Source organism: Betaproteobacteria bacterium, assembly GCA_016791345.1.
Lineage (GTDB): Bacteria > Pseudomonadota > Gammaproteobacteria > Burkholderiales > JAEUMW01 > JAEUMW01.
Genome location: JAEUMW010000125.1, coordinates 1 through 23157, shown reverse-complemented (window position 1 = coordinate 23157; position 23157 = coordinate 1). Strand labels below are relative to the sequence as shown.

Here is a 23157-nt window from a genome sequence, read left to right as displayed (position 1 = left end):
CATGAGGCGCATAACATGTCTTGGGTCCGCGTTGTTTCATTTCTGATTGCCTTCCTCCTCGTTCAAGGCGCCAATGCGGCGACCCCGGAGACCAAGAAGCGCGTTCGCGCGACGATCAAACCGGCAAGCGCCGGGGTCGTTGTCAGAGGTGCACCCGGGGACAAGAGCGCTCTTGCCGTCGGGCAGAGCAAGAAGAATGGTTCGGTTGCGTCTGCGCGCAACGTCCGTCCGGCTTTGGCTGCGAAGGACGTAAAGTACGCGACGAAAGCCTCCCCCCGCGCGCGCCGCGTGACCGTCTTTGAAGACGAGGACCCGGAGAATCTCAGCGTGCGCAGCGCGGCAGCGCTGGTCATCGATCTGGAGCAGGGTCAGTCGGTGTACGAGAAGAACCCCGGCTCGGTCATGCCGATCGCTTCCATCACCAAGCTGATGACGGCGATGGTGGTGCTTGATGCCGAGCTTCCCCTCGACGAACCGATCGCGATCACCGAGGACGATCTCGACGCCATGAAGGGGACGCGCTCGCGCCTGCCCGTCGGCGCCGTCCTCACACGGCGCGAACTGCTGCGACTGGCGCTGATGGCTTCCGAGAACAGTGCAGCCGCGGCGCTCGGTCGGTCGTATCCTGGCGGCACCTCGACTTTCGTCCTCGCGATGAACCGCAAGGCGCGAGCGATCGGCACGCGCAATACGTACTACGTCGAACCTACCGGGTTGAGCAGCAGCAACGTGTCGACCGCTCGTGATCTCGGTCAGATCGTCCGCACGAGCTATCGCTATCAACTCATCCGCGAGTTTTCGACCACCGAGTCGTACGAAGTCGAGATCGCGGAAGGGCGGGAACGGCTCTTTCACAACACCAACGGCCTCGTCCGCAGTGGCGAGTGGGACATCGGCCTGCAGAAGACCGGATACATCTCCGAGGCGGGACGCTGCCTCGTGATGCAGGCGACGATCGCGGCGAAGCCCTACATCATCGTGCTGCTCGATGCGGTTGGCCGTTACACGCGGATCGCGGATGCAAATCGCATCAAGCGCTGGATCGAGGTCCGCTACGCGCCGCGCCGTCGGATCACGTAAGTCGTCTGAAGCAAGTTTGCGTGCGATGGGAGTTTTCGCCGTCGCGCGCCTCTCCTAGGTCTTCCTCTACCGCTCCTGCAAGCCGATGCGGTGACGCCCTGGACCTTGGCTTCGCCAGGGTTCCGACGGTTTCCTCTTTTCTGCGCAAGTCCACTCCCGTCCACACGAGCGCCTGCAAGACGAGCGCTCGCAGCCACCAGAGCGCCGGACTTTCACGGCGCGTGTGACCGGCTGGCAAGGGTATCGGGGCGGGGCTTATACTCGCTCGTCGCGTTCCCGATGCGGCTCTGCACGGCGCCCGGGTGCCCTCATCGCGGCCCCACAAAACCTGGAGACAACAATGCATAAAGTCGTCTTTCTGGATCGCTCGACTTTGCGGGCGAACGTCCGCCGCCCCGCCTTCGATCACATCTGGGAGGAGTACGAGACGACCGCGCCGGACGATGTGTTCGCGCGACTGCAAGGTGCAACGGTTGCCATCACCAACAAGGTCCCGTTACGTGGAGAACTCCTCGGCCGCCTGCCTGACCTCAAGATGATCGCCGTAGCGGCGACCGGGTACGACATCATCGATGTCCAGTTCTGCAAGGCCAATGGGGTGGCGGTAGCCAACATCCGGAACTACGCCGTGCATACCGTTCCCGAGCACGTCTTCGCGATGGTGCTTGCGTTGCGCCGGAATCTGCTCGCGTACCGGGCGGCCGTCGAGAGCGGGCGCTGGCGCGAGGTCGATCAGTTCTGCTTCTTCGACTATCCGATCGGTGACCTCTGTGACGCGACCATCGGCATCGTCGGCGAAGGCGCGATCGGCCAGGGCACGGCGAAGATCGCACGCGGCTTCGGGATGAAAGTCCTCTTCGCCGACCATGCGCCGCCGAAGGCGCCCGACGTGGAGTTCACGCCGATGGACACGGTGCTCCGGGAGAGCGACATCGTCACCCTGCACTGTCCCATGACTGCCGAGAGCCGTGGCATGATCGGGGAGAAGGAACTCAAAATGATGAAGCGCACCGCGCTGCTGATCAACACTGCACGCGGCGGACTGGTGCAGGAAGACGCGCTCGTGCGCGCGCTCAAGGAGGGCTGGATCGCGGGGGCCGGCTTCGACGTGCTGGTGAAGGAGCCGCCCAAGGATGGGAACCCTCTGCTCGATCTTCGCCTGCCGAACTTCATCCTTACGCCCCATGTTGCCTGGGCATCCGATGGTGCGATGCAGTTTCTCGCCGATCAGCTGATTGACAACATCGAGCTCTGGCGTAAGGGCACGCCGCAGCATCTGGTGACCTGACGCACGCCAGGTATGGAGAAACAACGGCTTCTGTAAACGGACTGGACAGACGGCTTGGGTTTTGTGTGAAGAAGCCGTAACATCGTCCTGGTTCAAGTCGATGGGAAGAGAACTTGGCACAGCCCAACTACCAGTACGAAAAGCGGCAGAAGGATCTCGCCAAGAAGAAGAAAAAGGAAGAGAAGCTGAAGAAAAAGCTCGAGAAGAAGGAGCGCAAGGCGGGGGACCCGCCAGCCGCCGACTCCGCCGAGAGCGACTAGAGTCTGGCGGCGAGGTGCGCGCGTTGCAGTGACGGTGGCGCCACGGCGAAGGCTGATCTGCGCGTTGGTGGTGCCATCTACCGGTGGTACACTGGCATAGAGGGTAGCGGGGGGTGCGGATTTGCGTAGCGATCCTCCAGGTACGAATCGAACACGTCTTTCACCCGGGTTCGCCCCGCCGGGGTGCGCGCGAATCAGTCACGTCTGAGTCCCCGGCTCCGCCTTGCCGGCGGCTCTTATCGCACGGAGGCGGAGCATGGCACTGCAAGATTTTCTGCCCGCTCTGGAGCCCGTCGCAAGTCCGCTCGTTTCGTTCGGGTTGGTTTTGCTTGCCGGGTTGATCGGCGGCGAGATTTCCCGGCGCGCGCTCGCGTTACCGCGCATTACAGGTTACGTTGCCATCGGCCTGCTGCTCGGTCCGTTCGGCCTCGACTGGCTCGCTCCCGGGAGCATCGACGCGGCGGGTGACATCGTGGACTTCGCGATCGGGCTGGTCCTGTTCGAACTCGGGCAGCGCCTCGACCTGCGCTGGCTGCGTCGCGACCCCTGGCTGGCAGTGGCGGGACTGGCAGAGTCCGGCCTCTCCTTCGCGTGTATGTACGCCGTGTTGCACTGGTTCGGCATCCCGCCCCTGTTCGCTGCCTTCGCGGCGGCGATCGGCATGGCGACCTCGCCGGCGGTGGTGCTTCTGGTCGCGAAGGAGATGAAGGCGGAGGGCCAGGTGACGGAGCGCGCCCTGTGCCTCACGGCGCTCAATGGCGTGCTCGCATTCACCACCGTGACGCTGCTGACAGCGTTCGTGCACATTGAGTACCAAGCGGGCGCTGTCGTCGCACTCGTACAGCCTTCCTACGTGCTGCTGGGATCGCTGCTGCTCGGCTACGGCGCCGCACAGCTTGCGATTCTCGGTGGGCGCATCCTGGGCAAGCGCGAGGAGTTGCAGTTCGCCATGCACGTCGCGCTGCTCGTGCTCGCGGTCGGGCTTTCGGACCTGCTCAAGCTTTCGGTGCTGGTCACGTTGCTGACATTCGGCATCATCGCACGCAACCTCGATCGCAGCCGCTGGCTGATGCCGATCAACGCGGGCTATGCCGGGCAGATCTTCTACGTCGTCCTGTTTGTCGTCCTCGGCGCGGGACTGCGTCCGGACCAGCTCGCCGCCGGTGGCCTCGTCGCCACGATGTACGTGCTGGCGCGATTCGTCGGCAAGTCTGCGGGCGTGATGCTCTTCGCGCCGTTGTCGCGGCTGCGGCCGGGTTCTGCCGGGCTTCTCAGTCTGGCGCTGGTCCCGATGTCCGGGCTGGCGCTGATGCTTGCCCAGGGTCCCGGCAAGCTCTACCCGGAGTTCGGGGCCAAACTCTCCGCGGTGGTGCTGGCAGCGGCCGTGATTCTGGAGCTGATCGGTCCGCTTGCTGCGCAGTATGCATTGCGACGCGCCGGGGAAACCGAACATGTCCCGGAGATGCGCTATGGCAGCCCTGCAGTTTAAGCGCTCCGATCCGCTTACCCTCGGCGTCGAGCTCGAGCTGCAGATCCTCAATCGCCGCGACTTCAATCTCACACGCGGTGCGCCGGATCTGCTCGCGCTCGTCGGCAAGATGCCGCATCGCGGAGACGTCAAGCCGGAGATCACCGAGAGCATGGTGGAGATCAGCACCGGCATCCACCGCACGCACACCACGCTGCTCGAAGAACTCCTGTCGCTTCGTGACGTGCTGCGGCAGGCCGCGGAACGCCTCAATCTCTGCATCGCCGGCGGCGGCGCGCATCCGTTCCAGCAGTGGAGTGACCAGCGCATCTTCGATCGCCCGCGCTATCAGCACCTGCACGAGCTGTACGGCTATCTCGCCAAGCAGTTCACGGTATTTGGTCAGCATATCCACGTCGGCTGTCCGGACGGCGACGCCGCCATGTACCTGGTGCATGGCCTGTCGCGCTACATCCCGCACTTCATCGCGCTCGCTGCCTCGTCGCCCTTTTACCAGGGGGCGGATACGCTCTTCGCGTCGTCGCGCCTCAACGTCGTGAACGCGTTTCCGTTGAGCGGCTACATGCCTCTGGTCGAGACCTGGAGCGAGTTCAACACCTACTTCGAGGATATGCAGGGGTTCGGCATCGTCGAGAGCATGAAGGACTTCTACTGGGATATCCGTCCCAAGCCGGAGTACGGCACCATCGAGATCCGTGTGTGCGATACGCCGCTGACGGTCGAACGGGCGGCATTGCTCGCAGCGTATGCGCAGACGCTCTCGAGCCATCTTCTGCGCGAGCGATCGGTGCAACCATCGGTGGATCTGTATCGGGTGTACGGCTACAACCGCTTTCTTGCCTGCCGCTTCGGTTTCGAGGCCGCGGTGATCGACGCCGCCGACCGCACGCAGCGCCCGTTGAAAGTCGACATCGTCGAAACCCTGCGCTCGCTCATGCCGGACGCTGCCGATCTCGGCACGGCTCGCGCCCTCCTGCAGTTGCGGGACATCGTGCTCGAGGGAAGCAATGACAGCACGTGGCTGCGCCGCGTCTTCTCGGCGAGCGGATCGCTGACCGACGTCGCGCATGCGCAAAGCGACGCATGGATGCAGCACGCCGCCACCGGAGCACCGGTGGCCGTCTGAGTTTCCGCGCAGGGCTTGGAGACGCGCGTTCGGACAGGCGTTACTGAGGGCGGTACGCCTCCCGCAGCGTGCGGGTGATCGATTCGAAGGGTTCGCTACCCGGCATGTCTTCGAGGTCGGTCGGCAGCCGCCGCCGCCAGTTCGGATACTGCTCCGAGGTGCCCGGAATGTTGACCGGAGTATCCACGCCCTGTATGTCCTCCACCTGCACCACGAGCACCTTGCACGGCGTGCGCGAAAGATAGGCATGGACGGCCTGTGGCAGACCCGCAGGCATCGTCCCGGCCGCCTCCGGGTTCACACCCTCCGGTGCGAGTCCTTCGCGCCCTAGAGCGGCGAGCAGGCGATGGCGGTCCTGGTTGCGGTTCCAGAGTTCGCCGTCGCGTTGTCCGGCGTTCGCGAAAAGACCCAGCTCGTCGCGCAGGGTGACGTCGCGCGCCGTCCAGAAACCTGCCAGCGTCGGCAGGTCATGAGTCGTGGCCGCGACCAGAGCCTGTGCGTCATAGCGTTGCGGCGCCTTGAAATCGCCCCCGTGCTCGCGTTCGAAGATCAGCACCTTGTACGACAGAATGCGTTCGCGCGCCATCGCATGGCGCACCTCGTCGGGTACCGTGCCCAGGTCCTCGCCGATGACGAGGCAGCGGTTGCGGTGACTTTCCAGGGCCAGGATTCCCAGCAGGTCCTCGAACGGATAGCCGAGGTATGCGCCATCAGCAGCCTTGCCGCCGCGCGGAATCCAGAACAGTCGCCGCAACCCCATCACGTGATCGAGGCGCAAGGCACCTGGCTGCCCCATGTTCGCCCGCAGCAGCTGAACGAACGGCTCGTACGCCGCCTCGGCAAGCCGGTGCGGAACGAGCGGAGGCAGTCCCCAGTCCTGGCCGGTAGGGCCGAGCGGGTCCGGCGGGCAACCGACCGATACCCCGAGCGCATAGATGTCCTGGCCCCCCCACACTTCTGCCCCGTCGGGTGCCACCGAGACGGCAAGGTCGGCGTAGACCCCGATCCCCATTCCCACGGCATGCGCCTGGCGCGCTGCGGCTTCGAACTGCAGCGCGGCATTCCATTGCAGGTATTCGTAGAATTCGGTGCGCTCCAGATGATCACCTGCGAAGCGCGCCACCGCTCGGCTTCCCGGATTGCGATAGGCTTCCGGCCATTGCGGCCAGCCGGAAATCGACGAGTCCGTGCTGCGGAAGTGCTCCTGCAGCACTTCGTAGAGCGCGTGCAGCCGTAGCGCCCGTCCGCCCGTCTTCTGGTACGCGCGGAAGGCCTGACCGCGCTTGCTGCCAGGCGCAAGATGGCGGATCTGGAAGCTTTCATACAGCAGCTCCAGAACTTCGCGCTTGGCTGCGGCAACGCCCGGATAGTCAACGTAGTTCACCGAGCGCAGTGCGGCCAGACGGCGCTGGAACGCCGGGCTGGACACGCGGCGCTTCGCTTCTTCGCAGTCCGAGAAATCGGGAATGATCTCGGGATCGATGTACAGCGCATTGAGGAACCGGCGACTCGACGGGCTGTAAGGGCTGGCGTGCGCAGGATTGTCGGAGAAAAGCGCATGCAGCGGATTCACGCCGATGATGCCGGCGCCTCGCTGGCCAAACTCTTCAACCAGGCTGGCGAGGTCCGTGAAGTCACCGATGCCCCAGTTGCGGCGCGAGCGCACGGCATAAAGCTGTACCGTCGGACCCCAGATGCGGCGGTTGCCATCGAGGGCCGGCGGGCAATAGCAGGTCGACGGCGCCACGATCAGCATCGCGTCCCCGATGGCAGCGGTGCCCGAGAGGAGTGCGACACGATGATAGCCATGGGCCAGCGACGGCAGCACCAGGGCGCGTATCTCGAAGACGCCGCTTTCGTCGTCCACGTGTTCGATGAGGCGCAGTTCACGCGCGATCGCTTGCCCTTCGTGTTGCGCGCCCTCCTCCATGACGATGCGCCAGGTGATCTCGGAATCGAAGAGGCGCGCCGGGAGCCGCAGAAACAACTGCAGCGGTTCGCCTCGATCACGCAGCACCACGGCAGGCGGCAGCACGCGTTGCCATTGTCGTGCAGTCCAGGCACGCAGCGATTCGCGAATGGCGGCATCGCCTTCAGCTGCCACACCCATGGCGGCGAGCAGGCCGCGCCGGGTGGTGTCGGAGGCGTGGTGCTCGTGCCCCGCCACGTCGAAATAGGCGGGCAGGATGCCGTAGCAGGCGGCGAGCCGCGCGAGCGCTTCGGATTCGGTCATGGGAGCGAAGTGTCTTCCTGTGAAGGTGCCAGGGCGCCGGACGTTGGCGGTGGCGGCGTCGATTTTAACCGAAGCTTGAGCGCTGCCTTGCAGAGGAGATGAGCACTGACCGGGGCGGTGAGGAACACGAAGAAGGTGATGAGCAGTTCCTTCAGCCCGAACTCGCCGTGAGCATTGAAGTAGATGAGGGATGCAATGAGTATGGCACCGACGCCGAGCGTTGTCGCTTTCGACGGCCCGTGCAACCGCGAGTAGAAGTCCGGAAAGCGCACGAGACCGATGCTTCCGATCAGCGTGAACGCTCCGCCGACCAACAGCAGGCAGGATACGAGGAACTCCATCACTTTGTCATCCGTCAATCGATGATGTCGCCGCTCGCCAGATACCTTGCCAGCGCCACCGTGCTCACGAATCCCATGAGTGCGATCAGCAGAGCGCCGGTGTAACCCACGTCATGACCGACGCCGATCCCCATGGCGAGCAGCAGGGCCATCGCGTCGATGTAGAGCGTGTCGAGCGCGAGGATCCGGTCCGGGGCGTCCGGGCCGCGCAACAGTCGCCACAGGGCGATGGCCAGCGCGAGGGAGGTCGTCCCCACCGCAAAGCTCACGGCGAAGCTCAACATTCGAAAATCTCCTTGAGCGGGCGCTCGTAGCGCAGTTTGATCGACCGCACCAGTCGCTGCGCATCCTCGACGACGAGTCCGTGTACGAGGAAGTGACTTTGGTCGGGGCTGAGCGACGCAGTGACGGTGCCCGGCGTGGTCGTGATGATCGCGCCCAGCAGGGCGATCGCCGTGCGGTCGGTGAGATCGAGCGGGACGACGACCCAGCAAGTCTGCAGTCCCGCGAGGGGTCCCAGTGAACGCCGCGCGACCTGAACATTGGCCACGACGACGTCCCACAGGACGATGGCGACAAGATGTGGTACACCCCCCAGACGGACCCGGCGCATCGGCGCCGGATTGAACGAACGGGCGTAGCGCTCGATGCCAAGGGCAAGCACTGCGCCAAGCACGAGGTTGCCGGCGGAGAAGTCGCCCGCGAGCAGCAGCCAGAACACGAAGAGGCTGAACACAAGCACGTGCCTGCGCTGCCACCTCATTCGCCATCGCTCCGCTGGGTCGAGATGCGGTAGGGCCGCACCGCATCGCCGGCGTAGCCGGTGCCGAGCACGGCCTCGCGGTAACGGGCCGGGTGCGTGATCTGCTCGGCCGTGGCGGTGGCCTGCGTCCAGGCGAACTGCGCAAACACGGCGAGCGAAGCGAGCGGTGCGAGCAGGATGACCATGGCAAACAGCCGCAGAAAAGCCGTACCTGCGGGCACGGCGGTCGCCAATGGTGGATCGACCTTCCAGAACAGCACGCTGCCTGCGCGCACGAGCGCCAGCAACGCCGCCGCGCTGCCACCGAGAATCACGACCCAGATCCACACGGCTGCGGGCGCATCGGCCGCGGCAAGCAGCACGTTGGTCTTGCCGAGGAAGCCGGAAAGAGGCGGCAACCCGGCCGCCGCCATGGCCGCAACGAGAAACATCGATCCTAGCAGCGTCGGCTGCACGACCTGCGGTCCGGGATCCAGCGCATCGTGACGCTCACCGCGCTGCTCGCCGACAACTTCGGCGAGGAGGAAGAGGGCGGCGGTGACGAAAGTGCTGTGCACCAGATAGTACAGCCCTGCGGCGATGCTGTCGGACGTGGCGAGAGCGACCATCACCAGCAGTGTGCCGACCGATGCGATGGTGAGATAGCTCGCGAGTTCCGCCAGGCGCCGTGCCGCGAGCGCGCCGAAGGTGCCAAGCGCGATGGTGAAGAGGGCTGCCGGAAGCAGCAGTTCCGCCCAGGCGTCGAGCGCAGGCGAAGCGCTGCCGAAGGTCGAGAGATGCACGCGCAGGATGGCATAGATGCCGATCTTGGTCATGATCGCGAACAATGCCGCAACCGGGGCCGACGCGGCACCATATGCACGGGACAACCAGAAACCGAGCGGGAAGGCGGCAGCTTTCAGGGAGAAGACGACGAGCAGCAACAGCGCTGCGGTCTCCGCGAGCGCGCGGTCGCTGGCGCTGACCGCCGCATAGCGCAACTGCAAGTCGGCGAGATTGAGCGTCCCGGTGACGCTGTAGAGCAGGCCGAGCGCGATCAGGAATAGCGCCGAGCCTGCGAGATTGAGGACGACGTAGTGGATGCCGGCGCGCAGGCGCTTGTGACCGCCGCCGTGCAGCAGAAGACCGTAGGAGGCGATCAGCAGCACCTCGAAGAAGACGAAGAGGTTGAAGATGTCGCCGGTGAGGAAGGCGCCGTTCACGCCCATCAGCTGGAACTGAAAGAGCGCGCCGAAGTGCGGGCCGCGGTCGTCCCAGCCGCGCAGCGCATAGAGAAAGGCGGCGAGCGCGACGAGCGACGTGAGCAGCAGCATGCTCGCGGCAAGCCGGTCGAGGACGAGCACGATGCCGAAGGGCGCGGGCCAGTTGCCGAGGGGATAGACGGTGTAGAGGCCGCCGGCAGCCATGTGGAAGAGTGCCAGCGCAACGCCGACGAGAGCGGCGCAGGAGAGGAATCCGAGGGTCCGCGCGATGCCCGCCTGGTTCGCCGGGACGAGCAGAAGGGTCGCCGCGAAGGCAAGCGGCAGCAGGATCGGCAGCACGATCAGATGGCTCATGACGACGGCTGCTCCCGTGCCGCTGTCTCCTCCGGCTCGACGCCGTCGACGTGATCGCTGCCTGTAGCCAGGCGGGCGCGCACGGCAAGGGCGAGGAGCAGCGCTGTCATGCCGAGGTTGATGACGATCGCGGTCAGCACGAGGGCCTGCGGCAGCGGGTCCGCATAACCCGCGGCCGATGCGCTGATGAGCGGCGGCTGCAGCGACACGAGGCGTCCCATGGCGAACAGGAACAGGTTGACGGCATAGGAGAGAAGAGCCAGGCCGATCATGACCGTGAAGGTGCGGGGTCTGAGCAGCAGGTAGACGCCTCCCGCGACCAGGATGCCGATGGCACTGGCGAAGAGCAGCGTCAAGGCTGACTCGCGCGGAAGCGGTTCACGTGGGACAGGGCCGTGAGACTCAGCACCATTGCGCCGACCACGGTCAGGAAGACGCCCAGATCGAACAGCGCCGCGCTGGCGAGCGGTATCTCGCCGAGCAGCGGCACGCGCGGATGGCCATGCGCGCTGGTGAGGAAAGGAGCGCCGAAGAAAAGGCTGCCGATGCCGGTCACCCCCGCCGTCAGCAGGCCGACGCCGGCAACGCGGTAGAAGCGGATATTGAGCCGGTGCTCGGTCCGGGCGATGCCGCTCGCGAGATATTGCACAGTGAGTGCAACGGCGGTCACCAGCCCGGCCACGAACCCGCCCCCCGGCCGATTGTGGCCGCGCAGGAAAAGGTACACGGCGACGAGCAGCGCGAACGGAAGTACGGCGCGGCTTGCCACGCGCAACATGAGCGGATGCCGATCCTCGTCGGCCGGCAACGCACCGGTCGCCGGCACGTCCGTGCGCAGCGTCCGCAGCAGAGCGTAGACGACGACCGACGCGATCGCGAGCACCGTGATCTCGCCGAACGTATCGAAGCCGCGGAAGTCGACCAGGATCACATTCACGACATTGGTGCCGCCGCCGCCAGGCACCGATTGATCGAGGTAGAACCAGGACAGCGTCTGCAGCGGACGGGCCAACACTGCGTAGACCAGTGCGGCGATCCCGCCGCCCGCCGCCAAGGCGATCGCGAGGTCGCGTCCATGCCGCAGGGGTGAGGCTTCGCGCGGCGAATCCTGCGGCAGGAGGTAGAGGGCGAGCAGCATCAGGATGACCGAGACGACTTCGACCGAGAGCTGCGTCAGGGCGAGATCCGGTGCCGACAGGCTGGTGAATGCGAGGGCAGATGCGAGACCGGCGATGCCCAGCGTGATGAGCGCGACGAACCGCTCGCGTTGAAACGCCACGGTCGCGAGCGTCGAGGCGACGAGGAGCAGCCAGATCACGACGAACGCACCGTGCAGCGGGGCCGTCGCCTCGGTCGCCGTCTGATAGCCGTGGCGCACGAAGGGCAGCATGCCTGCGCCGAGGGCGACGACGAGAAAATACACGAGGTAGCGTTGCAGCGAGCCGTTCGCCAGTGCACTCGTGAGCTCGCGCGAGAAGGTGATGAGGCGCACGATAAGCGCATTGAAGACACGCCGGCCGATGGCGCTACCCTCGGCGATGCGATGCAGGTTGTATCCGCGCTGCAGGGCGAAGTACATCGCAGAACCGAGGCTGAGTGCGATGATGCTCATCACGAGGGGAGCGTTGAGACCGTGCCAGATGGCAAGGCTGAAGGCTGGCGGCGGGGCGCCGAGCACCGCCTGCGCGGCGACGGTGAGAATCGGCGTCATGATCTGCCCGGGGATCAGTCCCACCACGAGGCAGGTTGCGACCAGCAGTTCCACCGGCACGCGCATCCAGCGCGGCGGTTCATGCGGTTCCTTGGCGAGTCCTACCGGCTCGCCGTTGAAGAACACGTCGTGAATGAAGCGCACGCTGTAGGCGACGCTGCAGGCACCGGCCAGCGTGGCGACGACCGGAAACAGCCACCACAGCGGCGTTTCCGCGGACAACCCTGCGGCTTCGCCAAAGAACATCTCCTTCGAGAGGAATCCGTTGAGCAGCGGCACGCCGGCCATGGCCGATGCTGCGACCATCGCCAGCGTGGCGGTGATCGGCATGTATTTGAACAGGCCGTTCAGCTTGCGCATGTCGCGGCTGCCGGTCTCGTGATCGATGATGCCGGCGGCCATGAAGAGCGAGGCCTTGAAAGTCGCATGGTTGACGATGTGGAAGACTGCGGCGACGGCAGCGAGCGGGGATTCGAGGCCGATCAGGAACATGACGAGCCCGAGATGGCTGATGGTGGAATAGGCGAGTAGCCCCTTCAGGTCATGTTGAAAAATGGCGACCGCGGCGGCGAAGAGCAGCGTCACGATGCCGGCGCCGCTCACCAGCCAGAAGAAAAGATCGGTTCCCGAGAGCGCCGGGTACAGCCGCGCCAGCAGGAAGACGCCGGCTTTCACCATCGTTGCCGAATGCAGGTACGCCGACACCGGTGTGGGCGCCGCCATCGCCTGCGGCAGCCAGAAGTGGAAGGGAAACTGCGCACTCTTCGTGAAGGCGCCGAGCAGCACCAGCAGAAGCATGGGTATGTAGAGCGGGTGCGCGGCGATCACCTCGTTTGCAGCCAGCACCTGCGTGAGTTCGAAGGTGCCCGTCATGCGATAGAGCAGAAGGAGGCCGCCCAGCAGCGCGAGCCCGCCGCTTGCCGTTACCGCAAACGCTGTGCGCGCACCCTCGCGTGCGTCCTGACGCTGGTGCCAGTAGCCCACCAGCAGGAAGGAAGAGAGGCTGGTGAGCTCCCAGAAGACGAAAAGTAGAAGTAGATTCTCCGAGACCACGATGCCGAGCATGGCGCCCATGAACAGCATCAGGAGGCCGAGCAGCCGCCCCAGGGAGTCGTTCGCGTCGAGGTAATACCGGGCGTAGAGAATGATCAGCAGACCGATGACCAGGATGAGCCCGGCGAAGAGCAGAGACAGGCCGTCGAGTCGCAGGGACAGGCTGAGACCGATCTGCGGAAACCAGCGCCAGTGCGCGATGACGGTTTCCCCCGCAAGCACCGGCGGCGCGAGGTCCGCCACCAGGGCAAGCGAGGTGGCCGTGAGGGCTGCAGCTGTCCAGGCGGCCGCGACCCGGCCGACGCGTCCCGCAAGCGGCAGCAACCAGGGTCCGACCGCGAGGGGCAGCAGGAGGGCAAGAAGGAGATTCATCGACTCGGGCGTGCGTCAGGGTCGGACGGCTGCGAGAGTATGCCGTGAATGTGGCGCCCGCGGACAGCCTTGACCGGGCGCACTCCTTGTCAATGCTGCAGGTAACGCCAGTAGATATACACGTGGCTGATGGCGATGGAGAAAAGCATGAGCGGCAGTGCTGTATTGAGAAAGCGCATGAACCGGATCGGTGTTCCGGCACGTTCTGCGAAGCCGGCGACGACGAGGTTGGCGGAAGCGCCGATCAGTGTGCCATTGCCGCCGAGGCAGGCCCCGAGGGCGAGCGACCACCACAGCGGCACTAGCGCGGCGTCGCCGCCGAACGCCGGCCCCATCGACTTGATGAGGGGGATCATGGTGGCCACGAAGGGGATGTTGTCGACGAAGGCCGACAGGATCGCCGAGCCCCAGAGGATGGCGAGCGCCGTGACCGTGACGTCGCCCCCGGTGGTGGCGAGCAGTTGCTCGGCCATGAGCCGGATCAGTCCGGCCTCCTCGATGCCGTAGACGAGGACGAAAAGCCCAATGAAGAAGAAGATCGTGATCCATTCGACTTCCGCAAAGGCATGGTGCACGTTCTGCGACTGATGCTCTGAACTGCGGCCGAAGTTTTCGAGAAAGAGCAGCAGCGCCGCGCCGAAGAGCGCGATGGTGGCAGGCTTGAGACCGAGCGCGTCGTGCGTAACAAAACCCAGCACGACGATGGCGAGAACGACGAGCGACTGTTTTAGGAGGCGCGCATCCGTGATCGCTTTGCGTTCGTCGAAGCCCATCACGCGCTCGCGCAATTCCTCGCTGGCCGCAAGACGGCGGCCCCAGATCGCGTAGAGCGGAATAAACGTGACCGCCATGATAAGGACGCAGACCGGCGCCAGATGGACGAGGAAGTCGTTGAACGACAGTCCGACCGCGCTGCCGATCATGATATTCGGCGGATCGCCGATGAGGGTCGCCGTGCCGCCAATGTTGGAGGACAAGATGGTGCTGAAGAGGTAGGGATAGGGGGGGACCTTGAGCTCTTCAGTGATGAGCAGCGTAACTGGCACGATGAGAAGCACCGTGGTCACATTGTCGAGTAACGCGGAGAAGAGCGCAGTCACGACCGCCAGCGTCACGAGGATGCCCCAGGGCCGCGCCTGAACCTTCTTCGTCGACCAGATCGCCACATACTGGAACACGCCGCACTTGCGGGTCACCGCCACGATCACCATCATGCCGACGAGCAAGCCTAGCGTGTTGAAGTCCTGGCCGCGAACCGCCGCATCCTGGGTGAGCACGCCCGCGAGGATCATGAGGCTCGCGCCGATGAGCGCGACAATGGCGCGGTTCACCCGCTCGCTCATGATGACGATGTAGGTCACCACAAACAGCGCTCCCGCAACCCACACGGGGCTCCAGCCAAAGATCGCGTCGATTGCTTTGCTAGTACCGTGCATGTCGGGTTTCAGGTTCGTTTCGCGCTATTGCACCGTCGCGGACAGGCAAGAGCTTTGTTGACCGCGTGGGCGGTAGGGATTGTAAGTGCATTTTCCCGGAACAGGGTGATCGGGCGGCGAAGCAGCGGCGGACGTGTCCGTACCGTTAATCGGCCGGACCTCAGTCATCGCCATCGGGCTATCACTAAACCTTGATTTGGCAGGAGGTGGGACTTACCATCAATTGACCGTTCGGTCTTGCTGCGCGCGCGGCTTTCGCCGTGCGCGGCGAACGGAACTACAACAACGAGGAGGAAGGAAGACATGGCCAGGAAAGACACTGACAAGCGCCTGCGAAGCGCCGATGGTACGCGCCGCAGATTCCTGAAGACCGCTGCCGCAGCGGGCGGTGCGGCGACTCTCGGCTTCCCGATGATCGCCAGATCGGAGCCGACCACGACCTTCAAGTTCCAGAGCACCTGGCCGACCAAGGACATCTTCCACGAGTACGCGCTCGACTATGCCAAGAAGGTGAACGAAATGACCGGCGGCCGCCTCAAGATCGAGGTGCTGCCGGCGGGCGCGGTGGTCAAGGCCTTCGACCTCATCGACGCAGTCAACAAGGGCACGCTCGACGGCGGCCACGGCGTTGCGGCGTACTGGTACGGCAAGAACTCCGCCTATTCGCTCTTCGGCACCGGACCGTCTTTCGGGATGGATGCCAACATGCTGCTCTCCTGGTTCGAATACGGTGGCGGCAAGCAGTTCTATCTCGACCTGCACCAGAACGTCATGAAGTTCGACGTCGTCGGCTTTCTCTACGGTCCCATGCCGACTCAGCCGCTGGGCTGGTTCAAGAAGCAGGTGACGAGCGCCGCCGATTTCAAGGGGCTCAAGTACCGCACCGTGGGATTGTCGGTGGACGTCTTCAAGGAGATGGGCTCAGCCGTGGTGTCGCTGCCGGGCGGCGAGATCGTGCCGGCGCTCGACCGCGGACTGATCGATGCGGCCGAGTTCAACAATGCCTCGTCGGATCGGCTCCTGGGTTTTCCCGATGTGTCGAAGATCTGCATGCTGCAGAGCTACCATCAGCCGCTCGAGTGCTTCGAGATCATGTTCAACAAGAAGCGCTACGATGCCTTGCCCGCCGACATCAAGGCCATTCTCGCCAATGCCGCGCAGGCATCGAGCGCGGACATGTCGTGGAAGGCGGTCGACCGCTACTCGAAGGACTACGAAGGGATGAAGGGGCAGGGCGTGAAGTTCTTCCGCACTCCCAAGGAAGTGCTGCAGGCCCAGCTTGCCGCGTGGGACAAGGTTGTCGCTGCCAAGAGCGCGGAGAATCCGCTCTTTGCCAAGATCATCGAATCCCAGCGCAAGTTCGCGCAGCGCGTCGTGCCTTGGTCCAACGACACCATTGTCAGCAACGAATTCGCCTACGACCATTACTTCAAGAAGGCGTAGCCGCGGGATTCCGTCCAACTCGTAGACATCCGGCGCGGACGTCAGGCCGCGCCGTTTTTTCTGGAGAAGCCGATGGGCAGGTATCTCCACGCGATCGACAACCTCAGCACGTGGGCGGGAAAGGCTTCTTCCTGGGCCATTGTGATCTTGACGGCGATCGTCTGCTACGACGTCTTCGCTCGATATCTTTTCCGGGCACCCACCGACTGGGTGTTCGATGTCAGCTACATGCTCTACGGCGCGCTCTTCATGATGTCCGGGGCTTACACGCTCGCGCGCAACGGCCATGTGCGCGGCGATGTGCTGTATGGCTTCTTCCCGCCGCGGATGCAGGCTGGCCTCGATCTCCTGCTCTACTTTCTCTTCTTCATCCCCGGCATCGCGGCACTGGCGTATGCCGGCATCGACTTCGCGAAGATCGCCTGGGGACTGCGCGAGCATTCGTCGCTCACGGCGAGCGGTCCGCCCGTCTACCATTTCAAGACGCTGATCCCGATCGCAGGATTCCTCGTCCTGTTGCAGGGGTTGGCGGAGATCGCGCGCTGCGTGATCTGCCTGCGAACCGGCGCGTGGCCCCGGCGCGCGCACGACGTCGAGGAGGTAGACGTGGACGAGCTCAAGAAGATGGTTCAGGCCGAAGACGTCCCGACCCGCGCCGGCGAGCGCTACACCGAGGGCGAGCCGCCGAACCTCGCCGATCCGACGCGGCCGCACGCCCGGCGCGGAGAAGACCGATGAAGAGCCCGATGACCGTCGGCCTCGTCTCGCTCGGGGTCGTGATCGCTTGCATCGCCGGTATCTTCCTCTCGACCGAGCAGATCACGAACGGCCACATCGGGCTTTTGATGCTCGGGCTGATCGTGGTGGCGATCATGCTCGGCTTTCCCACCGCCTTCACGCTGATGGGGCTCGGCATGATCTTCGGCTTCTATTCCTTCTACAAGCCCGGGCAGCCGATCTTCGAGAATTCCATCCTCGACCTGATGGTCCAGAGAACCTACGGCGTCATGACCAACGACGTACTGATCTCGATTCCGCTGTTCGTCTTCATGGGTTACATCATCGAGCGCGCCAACATCATCGACAAGCTGTTTCGTTCGATGCAGCTCGCCATGAAGCACGTGCCGGGTTCGCTCGCGGTGGCCACCATCATCACGTGCGCGGCGTTTGCTACTGCCACCGGCATCGTCGGGGCGGTGGTGACGCTGATGGGGCTGCTCGCGCTGCCCGCCATGCTGCGCGCGGGGTACGACGTCAAGCTCTCCGCAGGCGCGATCACCGCCGGTGGCTGCCTCGGCATCCTGATCCCCCCGTCGGTGATGCTGATCCTCTATGGGGCAACCGCCGGCGTATCGGTCGTCAAGCTCTACGCCGGTGCGTTTCTACCCGGAGTAGGGCTCGCCGTGCTCTACGTGGTTTACGTGATCATCCGCGCGATCATCAATCCCAGGGTTGCGCCGAAGCTGCCATCCGAGGAGAGCGACGTCCCGTTCTTCCAAGTGGTGGGGATGCTCCTTACCTCTTTCTTCCCGCTCACGGTGCTGATCCTGGGCGTGCTGGGGAGCATCGTCTTCGGCTTGGCGACGCCTTCGGAGGCTGCAGCGATCGGCTCACTGGGCGGGTTTCTGCTTGCCATTGGATACCGACAACTTACCTGGCAGCGCCTCAAGGAATCGATTTTTCTGACTGCGCGCACGTCCGCCATGGTGTGCTGGCTCTTCGTGGGATCGGCACTTTTCTCCGCGGTGTTCGCGCTGCTCGGCGGGCAGGAGATCATCAACAACTGGGTTCTGTCGCTTGGCTTGACCAAGATCCAGTTTCTGCTGCTTTCGCAGATCATCATCTTCCTGCTTGGCTGGCCTCTGGAGTGGACGGAGATCATCGTGATCTTCATGCCGATCTTCATTCCGCTCATTGCGCACTTCGAGATCGATCCGCTGTTCTTCGGCATCCTCGTCGCACTCAACCTGCAGACGGCGTTCCTCTCGCCGCCGGTGGCGATGGCCGCCTTCTATCTCAAGGGCGTGGCGCCCCTGCACGTGACCCTGAACCAGATCTTCGCGGGGATGATGCCGTTCATGGCGATTCAGGTTCTGGCCATGTTCCTCCTCTATGTGTGGCCCGAGATCGCGCTCTGGCTGCCGAACTATCTGTACCGGTAGACAGGCCGCGTATTCGCCGTGCGCGCCTCCGGCGCTTCCCTCCAGCGACTGCGGTGGACGGCCTACGCGCTGGTGGCAGGAGGCTACATGCTTTCGTTCTTCCACCGCGTCGCGCCGGCGGCGATCGCAGGGGATCTCGCGCAGGCATTTCACACGAGCGGCGTCGCCCTCGGGGTGCTGGCAGCGACCTACTTCTACGTCTACACCGTGATGCAGATCCCTACCGGCGTCCTGGTCGACCGCTTTGGCACGCGGCGCATCGTCACGGCAGGGGGTCTCATCGCAGGTGCCGGCTCGGCTGCCTTTGGCACGGCGTCGACCCTTGCCGTTGCCATGCTGGGGCGCACCCTCGTCGGATTCGGCGTCTCGGTCATGTTCGTGGCGCTGCTCAAGCTGGTGGCCGAGTGGTTTCGCGAGCGCGAGTTCGCGACCATGGCCGGTGTCACGGTATTCCTCGGCAACATGGGGGCGATCCTCTCCGCGGCGCCTCTTGCATGGCTCGTGACCGTCGTATCGTGGCGCACGGTATTTATTGTGACCGGCGTCGTGTCGGTCGTTCTGGCGGCCCTGTCGTGGCGCTTCGTGCACGACCGGCCGCAGGATGTCGGTCTCGACTCCCCGCATGAGTTTCCCGTGCCGGCGCACCGTCGGGTCATTCCCTGGTCGACCGGCCTGATGGAGGTCATGCGTAACCGCTACTCGTGGCCGGGCTTCGTCGCCAACATCGGCCTTGCCGGGACGCTGCTCACCTTCGCGGGTCTGTGGGGGGTGCCCTATCTTGTGCATGTTCATGGAATGGACCGATCGCTTGCCACGTGGCACACGAGTGCAATGCTGCTCGGCTTTGCAGTGGGTGCCATGACTGTCGGCATCGTGTCCGACCGCCTGCGGCGGCGCAAAGCGGTGTTGCTCGTGGCCGCGGTCGCCTACTGTTGTGGTTGGTTGCCGTGGCTGATGGGCATCGCAATGTCTGCCACAGCGAGCCTTGGGCTGTGCCTGGGGATGGGTTTGACCGGAGCCGCGTTCACGTTGACGCTCGCCAACGCGAAGGAGGTCAACCGGCGCGAGTTTGCCGGGGTTGCGGTGAGCCTCGTGAACACCGGCGTTTTCCTCGGCGCCGCCATTCTGCAGCCGCTGGTGGGGTGGATTCTGGACCGTGCGAGCGGTGGGGTGGGGGTTCACGCAGCGGGGTCGGAGGCGTTCCGTCTCGCCGTGGGTACGCTCGCCTTGGCTTCGCTCGCCGGGCTTGCCGGCGCTCTGTGCCTGCGCGAAACCGGTTGCCGCAACATTCACAGGGAGTCATCCGAATGAAACCGAGAATTCTCGTCACGCGCGACGTCTTCGACGAGGTCACGGCCTACCTGCTCAATCATTTCGACGTTATCGCCAACCCCGAGGACGAAACCTGGGACGCCGCAGCGCTCGCTGACAAACTCGCGGACTGCGATGGCGTCGTCACCGCCATCACCGACCGGATCCACGCCACACTGATCGCGCGAGCGCCGCGCCTGCAGGCGGTGTGCAACATCGGCGTCGGCTACAACAACATCGATGTCGGCGCCTGCACCATCCGCGGCATCAAGGTGACCAATACGCCGGGCGTGCTGACGGAGAGCACCGCTGACTTCGCCTGGGCGCTCCTCCTCGCGACTGCCCGCCGCATCACCGAGGCCGAAGCGTATCTGCGCCGGGGCGACTGGACGCGCTGGGAACTCAAGCAATTGCTCGGTACGGACGTCCATGGAGCGGCGCTCGGCATTTTCGGCATGGGGCGCATCGGTCAAGCGATCGCACGGCGAGCGCGCGGTTTCGACATGACGCTGCGCTACCACAACCGCAACCGCCTGCCGGCGCAGACCGAGGAGGAACTCGGTGCCGCCTACGCAGAAAAGGATGCCCTGCTCGAATGGGCGGACTTCGTCGTGCTCACGGTACCCTACTCGTGGGAGACCCACCATCTCATCGGGCGCGCCGAGCTCTGGAAGATGAAGCCGACCGCGATCCTGGTGAATATCGCACGCGGCGGCGTCGTCGACGACGAGGCGCTCGTGGATGCGCTCGAATCACACCGAATTCTGGCCGCAGGGCTCGATGTGTACGAGAACGAGCCAGCACTGCATCCCGGCTTCCGTCAGCTGCGAAACGTCGTGTTGGCGCCTCACATTGCCAGCTCCACGCGCGCGACGCGGCTTGCCATGGCGATGACTGCGGCGCGCAACCTGGTCGCAGCGCTCACGGGCGGGACGCCGGAGAATCTGGTCAATCCAGACGTGAAGGCGTGAAGCGGCGGGCGCCGGTCCAGGCGCTCATAGCGGGACTGTTCCGGGCATTTCGGAAGTAGTTCCACGCCACCGCCGCCGATTGGTTCCTGCGGCAATTCGATAGCCCTCCGGCTGAGACCCACGTACGCACGTGCCACATCGGCACGCACGGCGTCTCGTATTCGTGTGTACCGGGCAGCGCCAGCGAGGTTGGCGAGCCGCCGCCTCCGTTTCAGGCTCCGGGTCTCACGCGAAGCCTGTACAGCGCTGTTTTTTCAGGGCCGACAGGTTGACCCCGCGGCCGCCCATCGTATAGATTTGCCAAACAACCTGCGGTCCCGTCTCGGGGGGGGGTTCTTCAGTTTGGTGTATGCCTGATCCGCAGGGTAGCGGGAGCAAGGCGCACGCAATGCCAATGTTCTAGGGGTCGATCCGATGCACATCACCGGCCACATCCATCAGACCGTTCTTCTCCTGGGTCCCGCGCTCACTGCGGTGAGTGGCGTCAGTACCCACCTCAATCAACTCCTTAGGACGGATCTCGCGCAGCACTTCAGGCTCCTGCACTTCCAGGTCGGAAGCGAAGGCAGGTATGAGTCGTCCTTACGGAAGCTGTGGCGGCTTCTCGTATCGCCATGGCAGCTGGCGAAAACCATCCGCCGCTACCAGCATCCCATCGTCCACATCAATACGTCCATGAACGCAAAGGCGTTCTGGCGGGATTTGGCGTATCTGATCGTCTCCCGCTCTTGCGGCTGCAAAGTGGTCTACCAGGTCCATGGCGGCGATCTCCCGCTCGACTTCACCCCCGACAATGAGCTGCTGCGAAGGCTGCTGCGCAAGGTTTTCCGTTTGCCGAGCGTGATCGTGTTGCTCGGGGAGTTCCAGCGCACGGCCTACCACGCATTCTCGCCGGACGTCGAACTCAAGGTCGCGCCGAACGCAATCGAAGTCGACAACCTAGTGGGATCGACGGCAGACATCGACGCGGACCGTCCATTGCGTCTCGTATTCATGGGGCGTCTGGCCGAAGTCAAGGGCGTCTTCGAGGCCGTGGAAGCCGTTTCGCTGCTTCGCGACGAAGGCGTGGACGTCAAACTCGCGATTGCCGGCTCAGGTCCCGATCAGCAGCGACTCGAGCAGCGAATCGCTGAGCTGGGGATCGCTGACCGCGTGACGATGAAGGGTTCGGTGTTTGGCCCTGAGAAGGACGCGCTCTGGCTGGAATCCGAGGTGTTCGTCTTTCCCACGTATCATCGCGAGGGGTTGCCGTACGCCTTGCTCGAGAGCATGGTGGCGCGGACCGTTCCCGTCACGTGTGAAGTGGGAGCGATTCCGGAGGTGATGCGCGATCACAGGGAAGGGTTGTTCGTCCCTCCTCACGATCCGCGCGCGCTTGCTTCGTCCATCAAGTGGCTACACGAACATCGTGACCAGCTCACGCAATACGGCGACGCGGCGCGCGAGCGTGTTCTCAGCAACCATACGTTGCCGCGTTTGGGCAATCGCTTCCTCGAAATTTACGAGAACCTCGGCGTCACAAGCGTACCGGCCGGGGCGCAGTAAACTCAAGCCGCGTCCAGCGCATAGCCGCACTGCGCCTTCTGACAAACGGCGTACGGTGTTTATGACTCTCCTGCTGACCGGTGGGAGATCCACCGATGAGCAGTTGCCTCGTGGCCATGTTGCGCAAAAGCCGTAGCGGATAGGGATCCGCCGGCGTTTCTCAAGGCCCGGATTTCCGACCGGTACGTTCCGCCATCAACGGCATTCCAGCTGTACCTTTTCGCGTGCAAAGGCACGCGATCAGAAGGGGCACTTCCCCAGATTCCTGTCACGGCTGCTCGGCATATGGTTTGCTCGAACTGTCGCAAAAAACAACAACATCTCAATTCGACAGGAGAACGCAATGAAGATCTACTGGCCACTGCTGCTGGCAGGTGCGGCTATTGGTACTCACCTCTCGGCTGCTCACGCCGCCGCGCCACAATACAACGATGCGCGAATAGTGTACTCGGCCAACCCGAGAACCCCTCTCGCACAACACAATAAGTACGTCACGCTGCAGCTTGGCGTCGATCAATCGGGAAAGAACATCCAGCGGACTATCACCGCGTTCCCGGAGCCAGGTTATCTTGACTTCAAAACGAGCCAGTTTACGGTGATGAGAGCCAACGACCCCGTAAGCTCGACGAAGAAGGCCTACCGCCACAAGATCATCCAAGGCATGGCTTATCGGAAGGACAGCGGCTATCAATCAGCGCGGGCAGAGGCGTTCTCGCAGTGGACATCCCCCACGAACGTGATGCAGAGCGTGCCGTACTGGGCCGCATTCGCTTTCTATGTGGACTCCGATCACCCGTTCAACGGCACTGGTGATGATCTCGACATCATGGAGCTCGGGCATGGTGTAACGAGCAGCAACAGTCTTCCGACTCCGGCGTTCTATCTGCGGCGCAACGGCACCATGGATGCGATGCTGAGTTCGAACACCGTCCTGGATGGCGGCAACTCAACCCGAAAGACGTCGAAGATCTTCAGCAAGGCCGTCAAGAAAGGGGTGTGGCACTACATCGTGGTGCA

At 64.0% G+C, this 23157-nt stretch carries 20 protein-coding genes; 12 read left to right on the top strand and 8 right to left on the bottom strand.

Annotated features, from left to right (window positions below; translation table 11 throughout):
- Positions 1–15: 15 nt before the first annotated feature.
- The 5 genes from pbpG (at position 16) to JNK68_05065 (ending at position 5243) form a co-directional block, all read left to right on the top strand.
- Entirely contained in the window at positions 16–1080 is a 1065-nt protein-coding gene (pbpG, locus tag JNK68_05085; protein MBL8539728.1) for a D-alanyl-D-alanine endopeptidase, read from the top strand.
- Positions 1081–1420: 340 nt separating this feature from the next.
- Positions 1421–2368 (top strand): D-2-hydroxyacid dehydrogenase, encoded by a 948-nt coding sequence (locus tag JNK68_05080; protein MBL8539727.1) that lies wholly within the window; start codon positions 1421–1423, stop codon positions 2366–2368.
- Positions 2369–2481: 113 nt separating this feature from the next.
- Complete coding sequence (locus JNK68_05075; GenBank protein ID MBL8539726.1) at positions 2482–2628, top strand: hypothetical protein; 147 nt, start codon at positions 2482–2484, stop codon at positions 2626–2628.
- A gap of 256 nt (positions 2629–2884) precedes the next feature.
- Positions 2885–4117, top strand: a complete 1233-nt coding sequence (locus JNK68_05070; GenBank protein ID MBL8539725.1) for a cation:proton antiporter — start codon at positions 2885–2887, stop codon at positions 4115–4117.
- Positions 4098–5243: a glutamate--cysteine ligase gene (locus JNK68_05065; protein MBL8539724.1), complete on the top strand. Its 1146-nt coding sequence runs from the start codon at positions 4098–4100 to the stop codon at positions 5241–5243. Before JNK68_05070 ends, JNK68_05065 begins: the two co-directional genes overlap by 20 nt.
- A 40-nt stretch (positions 5244–5283) precedes the next feature.
- On the opposite strand, the gene malQ is transcribed toward JNK68_05065, so the two are convergent.
- The 8 genes from malQ to JNK68_05025 all read right to left on the bottom strand — a co-directional run bounded on the left by malQ (position 5284) and on the right by JNK68_05025 (position 14708).
- Entirely contained in the window at positions 5284–7476 is a 2193-nt protein-coding gene (gene malQ / locus JNK68_05060) for a 4-alpha-glucanotransferase (protein MBL8539723.1), read from the bottom strand.
- Positions 7473–7820 (bottom strand): Na+/H+ antiporter subunit G, encoded by a 348-nt coding sequence (locus tag JNK68_05055; GenBank protein MBL8539722.1) that lies wholly within the window; start codon positions 7818–7820, stop codon positions 7473–7475. Before JNK68_05055 ends, malQ begins: the two co-directional genes overlap by 4 nt.
- Before the next feature lie 11 nt (positions 7821–7831).
- Positions 7832–8101 (bottom strand): K+/H+ antiporter subunit F, encoded by a 270-nt coding sequence (locus JNK68_05050; protein MBL8539721.1) that lies wholly within the window; start codon positions 8099–8101, stop codon positions 7832–7834.
- On the bottom strand, positions 8095–8580 hold the full coding sequence (locus JNK68_05045) for a Na+/H+ antiporter subunit E (GenBank protein ID MBL8539720.1): 486 nt from the start codon (positions 8578–8580) through the stop codon (positions 8095–8097). Before JNK68_05045 ends, JNK68_05050 begins: the two co-directional genes overlap by 7 nt.
- Positions 8577–10136 (bottom strand): monovalent cation/H+ antiporter subunit D, encoded by a 1560-nt coding sequence (locus JNK68_05040; GenBank protein MBL8539719.1) that lies wholly within the window; start codon positions 10134–10136, stop codon positions 8577–8579. The genes JNK68_05045 and JNK68_05040 overlap by 4 nt, the downstream gene beginning before the upstream one ends.
- Complete coding sequence (locus tag JNK68_05035; protein MBL8539718.1) at positions 10133–10492, bottom strand: Na+/H+ antiporter subunit C; 360 nt, start codon at positions 10490–10492, stop codon at positions 10133–10135. Before JNK68_05035 ends, JNK68_05040 begins: the two co-directional genes overlap by 4 nt.
- Entirely contained in the window at positions 10489–13272 is a 2784-nt protein-coding gene (locus tag JNK68_05030; GenBank protein ID MBL8539717.1) for a monovalent cation/H+ antiporter subunit A, read from the bottom strand. Before JNK68_05030 ends, JNK68_05035 begins: the two co-directional genes overlap by 4 nt.
- A gap of 89 nt (positions 13273–13361) precedes the next feature.
- Positions 13362–14708: an ArsB/NhaD family transporter gene (locus JNK68_05025; protein ID MBL8539716.1), complete on the bottom strand. Its 1347-nt coding sequence runs from the start codon at positions 14706–14708 to the stop codon at positions 13362–13364.
- A 303-nt stretch (positions 14709–15011) separates the two neighbouring features.
- Between JNK68_05025 and JNK68_05020 the strand changes: the two genes are divergently transcribed.
- The 7 genes from JNK68_05020 to JNK68_04990 all read left to right on the top strand — a co-directional run.
- The gene (locus JNK68_05020) at positions 15012–16151 is read left to right on the top strand and encodes a TRAP transporter substrate-binding protein (GenBank protein MBL8539715.1); all 1140 of its coding nucleotides are present in this window, start codon (positions 15012–15014) and stop codon (positions 16149–16151) included.
- A gap of 72 nt (positions 16152–16223) precedes the next feature.
- Positions 16224–16889, top strand: coding sequence for a TRAP transporter small permease subunit (locus tag JNK68_05015; GenBank protein MBL8539714.1), 666 nt, complete (start codon positions 16224–16226; stop codon positions 16887–16889).
- An 8-nt stretch (positions 16890–16897) separates the two neighbouring features.
- Positions 16898–18313: a TRAP transporter large permease subunit gene (locus JNK68_05010; GenBank protein MBL8539713.1), complete on the top strand. Its 1416-nt coding sequence runs from the start codon at positions 16898–16900 to the stop codon at positions 18311–18313.
- An 87-nt stretch (positions 18314–18400) separates the two neighbouring features.
- Positions 18401–19624, top strand: a complete 1224-nt coding sequence (locus JNK68_05005; GenBank protein MBL8539712.1) for an MFS transporter — start codon at positions 18401–18403, stop codon at positions 19622–19624.
- Positions 19621–20595 carry a D-glycerate dehydrogenase gene (locus JNK68_05000; protein ID MBL8539711.1) on the top strand — a complete coding sequence of 325 codons (975 nt, stop codon included), beginning with the start codon at positions 19621–19623 and terminating at the stop codon, positions 20593–20595. Before JNK68_05005 ends, JNK68_05000 begins: the two co-directional genes overlap by 4 nt.
- Before the next feature lie 414 nt (positions 20596–21009).
- Positions 21010–22140, top strand: coding sequence for a glycosyltransferase family 4 protein (locus JNK68_04995; protein MBL8539710.1), 1131 nt, complete (start codon positions 21010–21012; stop codon positions 22138–22140).
- 343 nt (positions 22141–22483) lie between these two features.
- Positions 22484–23157 (top strand): hypothetical protein (locus JNK68_04990; protein ID MBL8539709.1); only part of this gene is annotated, 674 nt, incomplete at its 3' end.